Here is a 14,842-nt window from a genome sequence, read left to right as displayed (position 1 = left end):
ACAATTAAAATGCTCAAAAAAGCTTATAAATGTGGATTTGTTACTTTTTGATTATTAAAAAATATATTTACTTGTATTTATATATAATAATAAAATATAAATTAATTTTGCACTTTAATTTTAGCCTAAAAACTAGTAGTTGCATTGTATCGTTGACTAATTAATAAGCTTGAAAAAATTTTATTAGCTAGTTATTTTTACATAGTTATAGTAGACAACTTGATAAGCAATGTTGTTTCAAGCAAACTTAAGAAAAAGATCATTAACTAGTGGTCTTTTTTCTTTTGCCCCAAGAGATAGCGTATAATATAGCAGTAATAGCAAAGAAGAAGAGGAATAAATGGCCAAAGCAAGTACAACTCCGATGATGGAGCAATATTACGAAATTAAAAAGCAATATCCCGATGCCTTCCTTTTTTATCGCGTCGGTGACTTTTATGAATTATTTGAGGATGATGCGGTTAAGGGTGCCCAGATTTTGGAATTGACCTTGACGCACCGCTCGAATAAGAGTGAAAATCCAATTCCAATGGCAGGTGTGCCGCACGTTGCGGTTGATTCTTACGTTGATACTTTGGTGGAGAAGGGGTATAAAGTCGCTTTATGTGAGCAATTGGAAAATCCTAAGGATGCCAAAGGAATGGTTAAGCGGGGAATTATCCAGCTGGTAACGCCAGGTACGCGGATGAATGACAAGCCAAGTGAAGCCAAAGATGCCAATTATTTAACGTCAGTAGTGACAACTAAGAGCGGCTTCGGCTTAGCCTATAGTGATTTGTCAACCGGTGAAATTTTTGCGACGCACTTAAAAACATTTGCGGCCGTAGCGAATGAATTGTTGTCGTTGCGCACACGCGAGGTTGTTTATAATGGGCATTTAAGTGATGCCGACAGTGAATTTTTCGATAAAGCCAATATTACGGTTTCGGCACCAGTTGAATTAACTGAAAAGCATGCCGAAGTGTCTTTCGTTGAACAAAATTTGACTAATCATGTTGAAAAAGCAGCGGTTCAACAGTTAGTTGGCTACTTACTGACGACGCAGAAGCGCAGTTTGGCACACTTGCAGGTGGCACAAAGCTATGAAGTCAGTCAGTATTTACAAATGTCGCACACGGTGCAGAACAATTTGGAATTAACAGCTTCTGCGAAAACTGGCAAAAAGATGGGCTCCTTGTTCTGGGTTCTTGATAAGACTCATACAGCAATGGGTGGACGTCTGCTTAAGCAGTGGCTAGCGCGGCCGCTATTATCAGTTGACCAACTGACTAAACGCCAAGAAATGGTGCAAGCCTTACTTGATGGTTATTTTACCCGCGAAAACATCATTGATGCTCTCAAGGGCGTTTATGATTTGGAACGATTGACGGGTCGGATTGCCTTTGGCAACGTTAACGCCCGTGAATTATTGCAGCTAGCTCATTCTTTGCAGGCAGTACCGACAATTTTGACGGCATTGCAGGATGCAGACAGCAAGGTTTTGCAAGATTTTGCCACTAAGATTGATCCGTTAAAGGGCGTTGCGGAATTAATTACGACGACAATTGTTGACCAGCCGCCGATTGTGACTACTGATGGTGGGCTTATACGTCCTGGCGTTGATCGCCAGCTTGATCGTTACCACGATGCAATGAATAATGGTAAAAAGTGGTTAGCCGAAATGGAAGTTTCGGAACGGCAAAAGACGGGAATTGATAACCTCAAGGTTGGTTATAACAAGGTCTTTGGTTACTACATTCAAGTGACGAACTCTAACAAGAGTAAGGTGCCGATAGATCGTTATACCCGTAAGCAAACGTTAACCAATGCGGAACGTTATATCACGCCGGAATTAAAGGAGCACGAAAACTTAATTTTGGAAGCACAGTCCAAGTCGACAGATTTGGAATATGATTTGTTTGTTAAGTTGCGTGAAGAAGTCAAGAAGTACATTGCTGCTTTACAAAAATTAGCTGCACAACTAGCCAGTCTTGATGTTTTTTGTTCATTTGCGCAAGTTGCCGAAGAAAATAATTATTGTCGGCCCGTGTTCCATACTGCCAATCAAGATGTGAAGGTTATTGCAGGACGTCATCCCGTAGTTGAAAAGGTGATGAAGGCGGGCGCCTACATTCCTAATGATGTCAAGCTTGACGAAGATACCAATATTTTCTTAATTACTGGTCCGAACATGTCTGGTAAGAGTACTTACATGCGACAAATGGCGCTGATTGCAGTAATGGCGCAGGTCGGTTCGTTTGTGCCAGCAGATAGTGCTGAGCTGCCGATTTTTGACCAGATATTCACGCGAATTGGGGCTGCAGATGACCTGATTTCGGGTCAAAGTACCTTTATGGTTGAAATGACGGAAGCCAATGCGGCATTGCAAGCAGCTACTAAGCGCAGTTTGGTATTATTTGATGAAATTGGCCGTGGTACGGCAACCTATGACGGGATGGCCCTAGCCGGCGCAATTGTCCAATATTTACATGATGAAGTTGGCGCGAAGGTTTTGTTTGCGACGCACTTCCATGAATTAACGGCAATGGAACAAAAGCTGCCTCACCTCAAGAACATTCACGTTGGGGCAACCGAAGAAAATGGTAAGTTGATTTTCTTACATAAAATTCTACCAGGACCAGCGGATCAGAGTTACGGCATTCATGTAGCGCAATTAGCGGGATTGCCGCGCAAAGTCTTGCGTGAAGCAACCAAATTGTTAAAGCGGCTTGAAGCTCAAGGCAGCAACTTAGGTCCGGCAGCGACACAATTAGATTTGTTTAATACTGATGAAGCAGCTGTGGGCGATGACCTTGATGAGCCAGCAAATGAAGTTACAGGCAAGGAAAAAGATATCCTTGATGAAATTTCTAATCTTTATCTAGCTGATAAAACACCGCTTGAAGTAATGCAGCTGGTTGCAAATTGGCAGGAAGACTTGAAGGATGAGCATTAATCATGGCGCAAATTCATGAATTATCGGAAACGTTAGCTAACCAGATTGCGGCCGGAGAAGTAATTGAACGACCGGCGAGTGTGGTTAAGGAATTGGTCGAAAATGCAATCGATGCTGGCAGCAGCCGGATTCGGATTGATTTTATTGATGCCGGCCTAAAGGAAATCGTTGTTCAAGACAATGGTTCGGGAATTGCCAGCGATCAAGTTGACCTTGCCTTTACCCGGCACGCGACAAGCAAAATTACCAACGAACGTGACCTGTTTAATGTTGGTACCTTGGGCTTTCGTGGGGAAGCCTTGGCCTCGATTGCAGCGGTTAGCCATGTAGAAATTTTAACTAATACTAATGAAGCAGCGGGGACACGAGCCGAATTTACTGCCGGTGCGAAAACGCTGCAGGAAGATGCCGCTGCTAAAAAGGGTACGCAAATTACGGTTAAGGACCTGTTCTACAACACGCCGGCGCGGTTAAAGTATCTGCGCAGTCCCCGTACCGAAATCATGAAAATTGTTGATATTGTTAACCGCATTGCCTTGGGCTATCCCAACTTGGCTTTGACGCTAACTAATGAAGGGCGTGTTTTATTACGAACTGCTGGTAATGGTAATTTACAGCAGACAGTTTCTAGTGTTTATGGCCGCCATATTGCCGAAAAAATGCTGCCATTTAGCAGCAGCGACAACGATTTTACGGTTACTGGTTTAATATCGAAACCAGAATTAACTCGCTCAACGCGCAATTTTGTCTCAATCTTGCTAAATGGCCGTTATATTAAAAATTTCAAGCTCGCAGCTGCCGTGATGGCAGGATATGGCACGCATTTGACTGCTAAACATTACCCAATTGCGATTGTGAAGATTGAAGTTGACCCGCTGCTAGTTGATGTTAACGTGCATCCCACTAAGCAGGAGGTACGCTTGTCGAAGGAAAGTGAACTTAGCCGCTTAATTACGAATGCGATTAGCACTACACTTTTAGAAGAAAATAACCAAGGTGATGGGCTAGCTAACTTGACCGCAGCAAAGCAAGAGACATTAGTTGACCAGCTTAAATTTAATTTAAATAAAAATGTTGTGGATACTAAGCGGACTATTCCTGCTAATGAGGTGCATGAAAGTCATGCCGCTAAGATTGCAACGCCTAAGCACACGCAATATGTGGATTTGACAGCGCCACGTGAGGATGACCGCTATATTATTACCAAAACTTGGCATGACAATGTCGCACGGCAAACGCAGTTACCGCCATTTGTTAAGCGTGCAGGTAATGCTGCAGTTGTTTCAACTGGGGATGAAGTTTTAGCTAACAATCTTCCTGAATTAACTTTGGTTGGTCAAACAAGAACTTATTTGGTTGCCGCAAATGGTGAAGACTTATACTTGGTGGATCAGGTTGCTGTTAGACGTCTGCTGCGCTTTGTTACAATTGAGCAAACAATTACCCAACAAAAAATTACCCAGCAAGGCTTGTTGACGCCGCTGACACTTTCATTTGGCAATCTGGATTTTCTTCAAATTAAGGATAATTTGGCAGAAATTAATCAGATTGGCTTGTTTTTAGAAGAATTTGGCAGTGACACATTTATTCTGCGGTCTTATCCGACATGGATTAAGAGCAATCCTGAAGAAGCAATTCGTTCAATTTTGGATAGCTTTTTGAATGTTGACGAAACTGATACTGCCAACTTGATTAAGCGAATTGCGGCACGGCAAGCTGAAAAAGAAATTACGGGGCGGATTAAGCTAGCAGATGCAGAAGCCAGTGAATTGTTGACAGAATTAAGGCAAACGCCTGACCCTTATCATGATGCCCGCGGTAATCTAGTTCTAGTTCATCTACGGCAGAGTGAATTGAATAAAATGTTTAAAAAGGAAAAATAATTAATGTATGAATATTTAAAGGGCATTATTACCAAGATTATGCCTAATTACATTGTGCTCGATGTTAATGGTGTGGGTTATAAGATTTATAGTCCCACCCCATTTGCTTATCAGCAGGATGAACAGGCTGAAGTTTATATTGAACAAGTAGTTCGTGACACGGGCATTACCTTATATGGTTTTCAAAGTGAAGAAGATAAGGAACTTTTTTTGAAATTGCTTAGTGTCAGTGGCATTGGTCCCAAGTCAGCACTTGCAATCATGGCAGCTGAAGATAGTAATTCGCTAGCTGAAGCCATTGAGCAGGGCGAAGTTAAGTATTTGACCCGTTTCCCTGGTGTTGGCAAAAAGACCGCGTCACAGATTGTGCTTGACCTGAAGGGCAAGCTCGGTGACTTTGTGCAGCGGGTTGATAAGATTGCCGATCAAGAAATCACACCGGAACTTAATGATGCGTTGCTAGCCCTTCTTGCTCTTGGTTACACTCAAAAGGAAGTCGACAGAGTGGCACCTAAATTGGCCAAGGAAGATGCAACAAGTGCGGACCAGTATATTAAAAAGGGTCTAGCCCTTCTCTTAAAGAAGTAGTTCTTGTTATAATAAGTTGTAACGTGTTCAAAGGAAGTGAAACTGGTGACAGATAATGATGATTCAATTGTTTCTGGTGAAAGTCAGGGACTGAGCGAGCAGCAGACCGAATTTTCGCTAAGACCACAGCGTTTAGACGACTATTTGGGGCAAAAGCGGGTTAAAAAAGAGCTGGCAGTTTATATTAAAGCTGCTAAACAGCGTGATGAAGCACTTGACCATGTGCTACTCTACGGGCCGCCGGGTCTCGGGAAAACGACTTTGGCATTTGTGATTGCAAATGAATTGGGTGTTAATTTAAAGAGTACCAGTGGTCCAGCGATTGAAAAAGCTGGCGATTTGGTAGCGTTATTGACCGACCTCAATCCGGGGGATGTTCTATTTATCGATGAAATTCATCGTTTGGCAAAACCGATTGAGGAAGTACTCTATTCAGCAATGGAAGATTATTATATCGATATTGTGATTGGTGAGGGACAAACAACCCATGCGGTTCACGTGCCGCTGCCGCCGTTTACCTTGGTTGGTGCGACGACTTTAGCTGGGCAATTGTCGGCACCTTTGCGTGATCGCTTTGGGATTGTTGAACATTTACAGTATTACCAGGTTGATGAATTGGAGCAGATTATTCAGCGTTCAAGCAATGTGTTTCAGATTGAGATTGCACCAGAAGCCGCTCATGAATTAGCGCGTAGGTCGCGTGGCACGCCGCGAGTAGCCAACAGACTGCTTAGACGGGTGCGTGATTTTGCGGAAGTTAAGGGTGAAAAAGTAATTTCCTTTGCCACAACGGCTAGTTCTCTCAAGCAATTACAGGTTGACGGTGAGGGGCTGGATCAGACCGACCGCAAGATTTTACGGGTAATGATTGAAAATTATCACGGCGGTCCAGTCGGCGTGCGGACGCTAGCAGCTAATAGTGGTGAAGATGTAGAAACAATCGAATCACTATATGAACCATACCTGCTGCAGCGCGGCTTTATTTTAATGACGCCGCGTGGACGCATGGTAACCGAGAAAGCATATTTGCAGTTGGGCTTGCCGATTCCTAATGAGTAGTGCAAATGCTGATAAATTTATGTATAATTAAGAAGTTAATATATTTTTGAAATTTATGAGGTGTAGAAGTGAATACTTTATTTTTAGCTGCTGCAGGTAACGGCAATAGCAGCTTTGTGATGATTATTATCTTTATCGTTTTAATTGCTTTCATGTACTTTACAATGATTAAGCCGCAAAAGAAGCAACAACAAAAGAAAATGGAAATGATGAATCAATTGAAGAAGGGCGACAACGTTATTTTAATTGACGGTTTGCATGCCAAGATTGATTCTGTTGATACTAATGACAAGACAGTTGTTGTTGATGCTGATGGTATCTACCTGACTTTTAGTCGGATGGCTGTCCAACAAATTTTGCCAGCTGCTGAAGCTAATACTACTGAGAAGCCAGCTGAGGAAGAACCTGCAAAGGAAGAAAAACCAGTAGAACCTGCTGATAAGCCTACTGAAGCAGAGCCAAAGTCAGACGATGATTCTACTGAAGAATAAAAAATCTAAATAAAAGCGTCAATTGACGCTTTTTATTTTGCGCTAAAAAATTATTAGTCTAGTTGTCTAAAAACTAATGTTTGAATGCAAAATAGTATAAAATGGAATTAACTTAAGTTTAATTTTAGGAAAGGGTACCCTTATGAACAATATTCCAGTTGTAATGATTATTTTTGGCGGCAGCGGCGACCTGGCCCATCGTAAATTGTATCCAGCTTTGTTCAATTTATATGAGCAAGGCTTAATTCGTGATAATTTTGCAGTTATCGGCACGGCGCGGCGGCCATGGACGCACGAATATCTGCGTGAACAAGTCAGTGATGCAATTCATGAAACTCACAAAGAAGTCAGTGAAAACGATGTCCAAGCTTTTGTTAGTCACTTTTATTATCAATCTCATGATGTGACGAATGTTGAACATTATCAAGCACTTAAAGAATTAGCACAAGAACTTGATGATCGCTATAGTGCACAAGGCAATCGGATCTTCTACATGGCAATGGCGCCACGCTTCTTTGGCACGATTGCAACACACATTAATGACCAGCATCTGACAAGTACGGGCTTTAACAGAATAGTTGTTGAGAAGCCATTCGGACGTGACCTTGCTTCTGCTGAAAAACTAAACGAGCAAATTACTGCTTCTTTTGCCGAAGATGACATCTTTCGAATCGATCATTACTTGGGCAAGGAAATGGTGCAGAATATTTTGCCATTACGGTTTACCAATCCGTTAATTAAAAATGTTTGGAATAGTGCCAATGTTAAGAATATTCAGGTTACTTTAGCAGAACGGCTTGGTGTTGAAGCTCGCGGTGGATATTATGAAACTTCTGGGGCCTTGCGCGATATGGTGCAGAACCATATTTTTCAAATTATTACGTTGCTGGCAATGCCGCAGCCCGCTGATTTGACTGCCAAAAGTATCCACCAAGCTAAACAAGAATTGCTTGATAGTTTGGTAATGCCGACTAAGACGGAAATTGACCAGCACTTCGTTCGCGGACAATATCTTGGCAGCGACACCACCTTTGGCTATAAGCAGGAACCGAATGTTGCCGAGGATTCGACAACAGAAACTTATGCAGCTGGACAAGTTAAATTTCAAAAGGGTCCGGTTGCTGGTGTGCCGATTTACTTTAGAACGGGTAAAGAATTTAGGGAAAAGGAAAGCCGCATTGATATTGTGTTAAAGCACATGTCCAATCCTTATGGTCAGGCACATTCGAACAATATTACGATTGTGATTGACCCGCAGATGGAAATTTTCATTACAATTAATGGTAAGAAAATTTCAACAAGTGGTATTCGCCGTGAAAACCTAGATTATACTTTTGCTAAGTCTGAACTAGCTCAAGTGCCGGATGGCTATGAGCGTTTATTGCACGATGTTTTTGTTAATGACTCAACTAATTTTACCCATTGGAGTGAATTGAAGAATTACTGGAAGTTTATTGACCTGATTGAGGATGCTTGGCATCAAGATAATCAAGCTGGCAAAAAGCCAGTAGAATATTTACCTTACCGCATGGGGCCAAAAGCTGCAGATCGGATCTTTGACTCTGCAACTGAACACTGGATTTATGACTAGCCCAAGTGATGACTTGCTGCCGCTTAATGATACACACCGGCGCATTATTCATATTGATATGGATGCCTTTTATGCTTCAGTAGAAATGCGTGATCATCCGGCGCTGAAAAATAAAGCGCTAATTATTGGTCAAGATGCCCGAAAAAATCATGGTCATGGTGTCGTGGCAACAGCAAATTACGTCGCTCGTAAGTATGGCGTGCATTCAGCAATGCCGTCAATTAAGGCAATCAGGTTGGTGCCAGCAGATAAATTGGTCTTTTTGCGGCCAGACTTTACTAAATATCGTGCAGTTTCAGCAGTAATTCACGAAATGATGCACGAAATTACGGATTCGGTGCAGTCGATTGCACTTGATGAGGCTTATTTAGATGTAACTGAGAATAAGTTGGGTTCAACTTCGGCTGTTCAACTGGCAATTGACTTGCAGACGCGAATTCGTAAGGAAGAGGGACTGAATTGTTCTTTTGGTGCTACCTATAATAAGTTTTTAGCAAAAATGGGCTCAGAATATGCTAAACCATTCGGACGGACGGTTATTTTGCCTGAGGAAGCGAAAGCTTTTTTGGCAAGGCAAAAAATTGAGAACTTTCATGGCATTGGTCCCAGAACGCAGGAACGTCTTCATCAGATGGGAATCTATACTGGCAAGGGGCTGCAGCAGATCCATGTGCGAGAACTGATTAAGCATTTTAACCGCATGGGTTATTTGATGGCCGAGCATGCTAACGGGATTGACTTGTCGCGGGTTGTTCCTGATGATGAACATAATCGTAAGTCGATTGGCATTGAGCGGACTTATGAGCCATGCGTCTTTGATGAGCAGGTAGCACTAACTAACATTCGCAATTATGCTGCTAGTTTGGAAGAAAAGCTGCAGGAGCGTAACTTTTTTGCCAATACAATTGTTCTAAAAATTCGCAATAATGATTTTGTAACTGTGACTAAACGGCGAAAATTACCACATGCAACGCGTAATACAACCGAGATTTATCAAGCAGCCCGCGAATTGTTTGAGCCGCTGGCCAATAGTTTTCTTACTAATGGCATTCGTCTGTTGGGAGTGACGGCCACCGATTTTTCAGAAGCTGATTTTGAAGATGTCAACTTAGACTTGTTTTCAGATTGAGCGACTTTTCTGGTAAACTAAAGGATAAACAATTAATAGATGAAGGAGTAATTATGAGCACTTTTGCGGAAATATATCAAAAAATCGAACAATATTCGACAATTATTTTGCACCGTCATACTAGCCCAGACCCAGATGCCTTGGGTTCACAGGCTGGGTTAGCGCGGTCATTAAAGTTGCACTTTCCTGACAAACGCATTTTGTGTGCTGGTGAAAATGATGAGGGAGACCTTGATTGGATTAACAAGATGGATCCGGTAACTAAGGCAGACTATCAAGGCGCACTGGTCATTACAACGGATACTGCCAATACGGCACGGATTGCCAATAAGTTATACGATCAAGGGGATTTCTTAATTAAGATTGACCACCACCCAGATGTTGAGCCGTATGCTGATATGAGTTATGTCGATGATGAGGCACCAGCTGCTTCGCAGATTATCGCGGACTTTTTAGCGGCAGAAAATTTGCCGATGCCAGCTGAGGTTGCTTACCCGTTATATGCGGGGATAGTTGGCGATACAGGTCGGTTTATGTATCCTGAAACTACAGCGCATACGTTTAACGTTGTTGCCAAATTAGCGGCTACGGGGATTAATATTACTGAAATTGCTCGTAATATGAGTGACGTCACGTTTGTGCAGGCAAAATTGCAGGCAGAAGTACTCGATTATATGAAAGTTGATCCTAGCGGTGCTGCCTATGCAGTTTTGACGCAGGAAGCTCTCGATAAGTTGGGGGCTGATTTTAGTCAAGCCTCGTGCACGGTTTCAACACCAGGCAGAATTAAGGACATCATTGCCTGGAATGTTTTTGTTGAAAAGCCTGATGGCACTTATCGTGTTCACTACCGCTCAAAGGGTCCAGTCATTAACGAATTAGCAGCTAAGCATGATGGTGGTGGTCATGCTTTAGCCAGTGGTGCCAATGCTCAAGATTTAGCTGAAGTTAAGCAAATTTTTGCTGAATTGGTACAGGTAACTAAGGAATATCGAAAAACACATGAATAATATTTTTAAAGACGCTAAACTTAAGCCGGAATTACAAGCTGGTTTAAGCAAGATTAATTTTACGCAGCCGACTAAGGTTCAGGAAGAAGTTATTCCTGTGTTATTAGAGCACAAGAATGCGGTTGTCCAGGCTGTTACTGGGTCAGGGAAGACGCATGCATTTTTGGTGCCCGTATTGAATGACATTGATCCAGAACTTGCATATACGCATGCAATTATTACCGCACCGAGCCGTGAACTATCAGAGCAGCTTTATCAAGTTGCAAGACAACTGCGGGATGCATCAGGGCTGAATATTTCGATTGCTCATTTAGCTGGTGGGACAGATCGTGAACGCCAATTAAAGAAGATTACCAGCAATAAACCGCAGCTAGTTATTGCAACACCGGGGCGGCTGCACGATTTTGTTCAAAAGAAGCTGCTGTTTTTGGATTACGTTAAGGATTTCATCATTGATGAAGCCGATATGACCTTAGACATGGGCTTTTTAAATGATGTTGATTTTATCGCACAAAGAATGCCGAAGGAGCTGCTGTTTGCGGCTTTTTCAGCGACGATTCCAGTGCAATTGAGCAATTTTTTACGTAAATATATGGCTAAGCCTGAGCAAATTATCATTGATAATCCAACCGTTATTTCTGGAACAATTAAGAATGATTTGCTAGACGTTGGTTCTAAAAATCGCAAAAAGATTTTGTACCAGTTATTGACAATGGGTCAGCCGTATTTGGCAGTTGTCTTTGCTAATACTAAGCAAAAAGTTGATGAATTAACTGAATATTTGCAATCTCAAGGCCTAAAAGTGGCTAAAATTCATGGTGGTATCACTGAGCGTGAGCGTAAACGTGCATTACGGGAAGTGGAAGCCGGACAATTCCAGTATGTTGTTGCCACCGATTTGGCAGCGCGTGGACTCGATATTGATGGTGTTAGTCTAGTTATTAACTATGAAATTCCGCGCGACTTGGATTTTGTTGTTCACCGAATTGGACGGACTGGCCGTAATGGTCTGTCTGGACACGCCGTTACTTTAATTCGTGAAGAAGAAATGAACCGAATTGCCGGATTAGAAAAGATGGGCGTCCATTTTGATTTTGTCGAAATTAAGAATGGTGAATTAGTGCCACGTAAACACTATCACCGCCGAACTGACCGTAATGCTGCCAATCATAAAATTGATAATAAGCTGAATGGTCTGGTTAAAAAAGCCAAGAAAAAGCGCAAGCCAGGCTATAAGAAGAAGATTAAACAAGCCATCCAAAAGGATAAGGCGCAAAAGCGCAAAGTTGAGCAGCGCCACGAAGTTCGTAAGGCTAAACGCCAACGTAAGCAGCGTCGGGAAAATAATCATTAACTTAAAAAAGCAAAGTTGTAATGCAGCTTCGCTTTTTTATTTGTATAGGACAATATTTTGCTGTAATGGGCTTGGGCAGAATCAACTTTAAATAAAAAGTTATTGCATGTTAGCGCTTTTATTGATATATTGATTACAATAAATTTAATAGGAGAATTAGAACATGGCTATACCATACTCTGAAAAGATTCTTAAGAAGGACTTGAGCAAGAAAATATGTGACAAATATACTGTAACGGAATTTTGTCGCAAAGCGCAGATTGATAGGGGAATGTTTTATAATCACTATAGCAACATGCCGAATATGTTTGTGTCAGTGGTTGTTTTGCAAGTGCAGAGAACTTTGCGTAGTTTTAATGGTGAGACGATGAACCGAATGTTTTATCGAATGCTTACACAAATTAAAGAAAATCGTATTTTCTACTATAATTTGTTGCTAATTAGCAAAGACCCTAGAAATTTTTATATTACCTTACGCAAGGAATTCGCAATCGCAATTGAAAATTACATGAGGCCGCGCGGTGCTTTTTCAGTTAGACAAATCGATTTAGTTGCTAACGGTGTTTATGCAATTATCTATAATTGGGTAATTCATGAGTGCAAAACTGATATAAGAGACATTTATCAGTGCATTAATTTGCTATTATCACATATTGAAAAACCCTTGAAGAATTAGGCTTTTTAAGGGATGTTAGAAATAACATCCTGTTTTTTTGCAAAAAAAGCTTGCAAAAGGGGAGACAAGTTGGTAATATTAATAACTGTCGTCGGGCAAGAGAGCGAAAGGCTTGAGAGCAAGGCGGCGAAATAAAAACTAAGCAAGAGGGCTTGACAAGAGCTCGAAGGTTTAGTAAGATAATAAACGCTGCTGAGGGAGTTGAAAACTTCTTCAACAGGGGGCAGAAAAAACTTCTTGACAAAAGAAAATACTTCTGTTAAAATAAAGAAGCACTGATGTAAGTTATTTACGTCAGTGGGTAGTACCTTGAAAACTGAACAATGTTTTCGCAAAGTGTGCGGGTGTAAGAACCCAAAACAAAAAAGCGAAGTCAATTTCGCAAGCAAATAAATCCGAGATGCAAATCTTGGAACGAATGAGCAAACATTCAAACAAACATTAAAAATGAGAGTTTGATCCTGGCTCAGGACGAACGCTGGCGGCGTGCCTAATACATGCAAGTCGAGCGAGCAATTTTAACAGAATACCTTCGGGTAGGAAGCTAAAAGCGCGAGCGGCGGATGGGTGAGTAACACGTGGGTAACCTGCCCTCTAGATTGGGATACCATTTGGAAACAGATGCTAATACCGAATAAGAAGTAAGATCACATGATCTAGCTATGAAAGGCGGCTTTCGAGCTGTCACTAGAGGATGGACCCGCGGTGCATTAGCTAGTTGGTAAGGTAACGGCTTACCAAGGCAATGATGCATAGCCGAGTTGAGAGACTGAACGGCCACATTGGGACTGAGACACGGCCCAAACTCCTACGGGAGGCAGCAGTAGGGAATCTTCCACAATGGACGAAAGTCTGATGGAGCAACGCCGCGTGAGTGAAGAAGGTTTTCGGATCGTAAAGCTCTGTTGTTGGTGAAGAAGGATAGATAGAGTAACTGCTATTTATTTGACGGTAATCAACCAGAAAGTCACGGCTAACTACGTGCCAGCAGCCGCGGTAATACGTAGGTGGCAAGCGTTGTCCGGATTTATTGGGCGTAAAGCGAACGCAGGCGGGAAGACAAGTCAGATGTGAAAGCCCTCGGCTCAACCGGGGAATTGCATCTGAAACTGCCTTTCTTGAGTGCAGAAGAGGAGAGTGGAACTCCATGTGTAGCGGTGGAATGCGTAGATATATGGAAGAACACCAGTGGCGAAGGCGGCTCTCTGGTCTGTAACTGACGCTGAGGTTCGAAAGCATGGGTAGCGAACAGGATTAGATACCCTGGTAGTCCATGCCGTAAACGATGAGTGCTAAGTGTTGGGAGGTTTCCGCCTCTCAGTGCTGCAGCTAACGCATTAAGCACTCCGCCTGGGGAGTACGACCGCAAGGTTAAAACTCAAAGGAATTGACGGGGGCCCGCACAAGCGGTGGAGCATGTGGTTTAATTCGAAGCAACGCGAAGAACCTTACCAGGTCTTGACATCTAGTGCAATTCATAGAGATATGAAGTTCTCTTCGGAGACACTAAGACAGGTGGTGCATGGCTGTCGTCAGCTCGTGTCGTGAGATGTTGGGTTAAGTCCCGCAACGAGCGCAACCCTTATTATTAGTTGCCAGCATTAAGTTGGGCACTCTAATGAGACTGCCGGTGACAAACCGGAGGAAGGTGGGGACGACGTCAAGTCATCATGCCCCTTATGACCTGGGCTACACACGTGCTACAATGGTTAGTACAACGAGGAGCGAACCTGTGAAGGCAAGCGAATCTCTTAAAGCTAATCTCAGTTCGGATTGCACTCTGCAACTCGAGTGCATGAAGCTGGAATCGCTAGTAATCGCGGATCAGAACGCCGCGGTGAATACGTTCCCGGGCCTTGTACACACCGCCCGTCACACCATGAGAGTCTGTAATACCCAAAGCCGGTAGGATAACCCTTCGGGGAGTCAGCCGTCTAAGGTAGGACAGATGATTAGGGTGAAGTCGTAACAAGGTAGCCGTAGGAGAACCTGCGGCTGGATCACCTCCTTTCTAAGGAAGAGCGAATAGGTGGAGAGTAGAAATACTAGAGGAAGCCTAGGAGCAACGGAAGCACACGGAGCGAGAACATTGTTTAGTTTTGAGGGTAGTACCTCAAAAAGAATAA

10 protein-coding genes and 1 rRNA gene are annotated in these 14,842 nt (G+C 42.6%); all 11 read left to right on the top strand.

Annotated features, from left to right (window positions below):
• The first annotated feature begins 364 nt into the window (after positions 1–364).
• On the top strand, positions 365–2,935 hold the full coding sequence (gene mutS, locus OZX58_RS05825) for a DNA mismatch repair protein MutS (RefSeq protein ID WP_277141763.1): 2,571 nt from the start codon (positions 365–367) through the stop codon (positions 2,933–2,935).
• 2 nt (positions 2,936–2,937) lie between these two features.
• Positions 2,938–4,818: a DNA mismatch repair endonuclease MutL gene (mutL, locus tag OZX58_RS05820; RefSeq protein ID WP_277140632.1), complete on the top strand. Its 1,881-nt coding sequence runs from the start codon at positions 2,938–2,940 to the stop codon at positions 4,816–4,818.
• Positions 4,819–4,821: 3 nt separating this feature from the next.
• On the top strand, positions 4,822–5,406 hold the full coding sequence (gene ruvA, locus OZX58_RS05815) for a Holliday junction branch migration protein RuvA (protein WP_277140631.1): 585 nt from the start codon (positions 4,822–4,824) through the stop codon (positions 5,404–5,406).
• Between the two features lie 45 nt (positions 5,407–5,451).
• A complete protein-coding gene (gene ruvB, locus OZX58_RS05810) occupies positions 5,452–6,465 on the top strand; it encodes a Holliday junction branch migration DNA helicase RuvB (protein WP_277140630.1) in 1,014 nt (337 codons plus the stop codon).
• Positions 6,466–6,533: 68 nt separating this feature from the next.
• Complete coding sequence (yajC, locus tag OZX58_RS05805; protein WP_277140629.1) at positions 6,534–6,956, top strand: preprotein translocase subunit YajC; 423 nt, start codon at positions 6,534–6,536, stop codon at positions 6,954–6,956.
• A gap of 142 nt (positions 6,957–7,098) precedes the next feature.
• Positions 7,099–8,547 carry a glucose-6-phosphate dehydrogenase gene (gene zwf, locus OZX58_RS05800; protein WP_277140628.1) on the top strand — a complete coding sequence of 483 codons (1,449 nt, stop codon included), beginning with the start codon at positions 7,099–7,101 and terminating at the stop codon, positions 8,545–8,547.
• Positions 8,540–9,676: a DNA polymerase IV gene (dinB, locus tag OZX58_RS05795; RefSeq protein WP_277140627.1), complete on the top strand. Its 1,137-nt coding sequence runs from the start codon at positions 8,540–8,542 to the stop codon at positions 9,674–9,676. The genes zwf and dinB overlap by 8 nt, the downstream gene beginning before the upstream one ends.
• Positions 9,677–9,729: 53 nt before the next feature.
• On the top strand, positions 9,730–10,686 hold the full coding sequence (locus tag OZX58_RS05790; RefSeq protein WP_277140626.1) for a bifunctional oligoribonuclease/PAP phosphatase NrnA: 957 nt from the start codon (positions 9,730–9,732) through the stop codon (positions 10,684–10,686).
• On the top strand, positions 10,679–12,040 hold the full coding sequence (locus tag OZX58_RS05785; protein ID WP_277140625.1) for a DEAD/DEAH box helicase: 1,362 nt from the start codon (positions 10,679–10,681) through the stop codon (positions 12,038–12,040). Before OZX58_RS05790 ends, OZX58_RS05785 begins: the two co-directional genes overlap by 8 nt.
• Before the next feature lie 163 nt (positions 12,041–12,203).
• Entirely contained in the window at positions 12,204–12,716 is a 513-nt protein-coding gene (locus tag OZX58_RS05780) for a hypothetical protein (protein ID WP_277140624.1), read from the top strand.
• A 443-nt stretch (positions 12,717–13,159) separates the two neighbouring features.
• Positions 13,160–14,727 (top strand): 16S ribosomal RNA (locus OZX58_RS05775).
• Positions 14,728–14,842 lie beyond the last annotated feature (115 nt).

It is taken from the genome of Lactobacillus sp. ESL0680 (assembly GCF_029392855.1).
Taxonomy (GTDB): Bacteria; Bacillota; Bacilli; order Lactobacillales; family Lactobacillaceae; genus Lactobacillus.
The sequence above is the reverse complement of the archived record's forward strand: the minus strand, read 5'-3'. Positions and strand labels throughout refer to the sequence as shown.

What these genes read in the sequence shown, in the direction of transcription:
- mutS (WP_277141763.1), top strand. Translation starts at nt 365, where the DNA reads ATGATGGAGCAATATTACGAAATTAAAAAGCAATATCCCGATGCCTTC.
- mutL (WP_277140632.1), top strand. Translation starts at nt 2,938, where the DNA reads ATGGCGCAAATTCATGAATTATCGGAAACGTTAGCTAACCAGATTGCG.
- ruvA (WP_277140631.1), top strand. Translation starts at nt 4,822, where the DNA reads ATGTATGAATATTTAAAGGGCATTATTACCAAGATTATGCCTAATTAC.
- zwf (WP_277140628.1), top strand. Translation starts at nt 7,099, where the DNA reads ATGAACAATATTCCAGTTGTAATGATTATTTTTGGCGGCAGCGGCGAC.
- dinB (WP_277140627.1), top strand. Translation starts at nt 8,540, where the DNA reads ATGACTAGCCCAAGTGATGACTTGCTGCCGCTTAATGATACACACCGG.
- OZX58_RS05790 (WP_277140626.1), top strand. Translation starts at nt 9,730, where the DNA reads ATGAGCACTTTTGCGGAAATATATCAAAAAATCGAACAATATTCGACA.
- OZX58_RS05785 (WP_277140625.1), top strand. Translation starts at nt 10,679, where the DNA reads ATGAATAATATTTTTAAAGACGCTAAACTTAAGCCGGAATTACAAGCT.
- OZX58_RS05780 (WP_277140624.1), top strand. Translation starts at nt 12,204, where the DNA reads ATGGCTATACCATACTCTGAAAAGATTCTTAAGAAGGACTTGAGCAAG.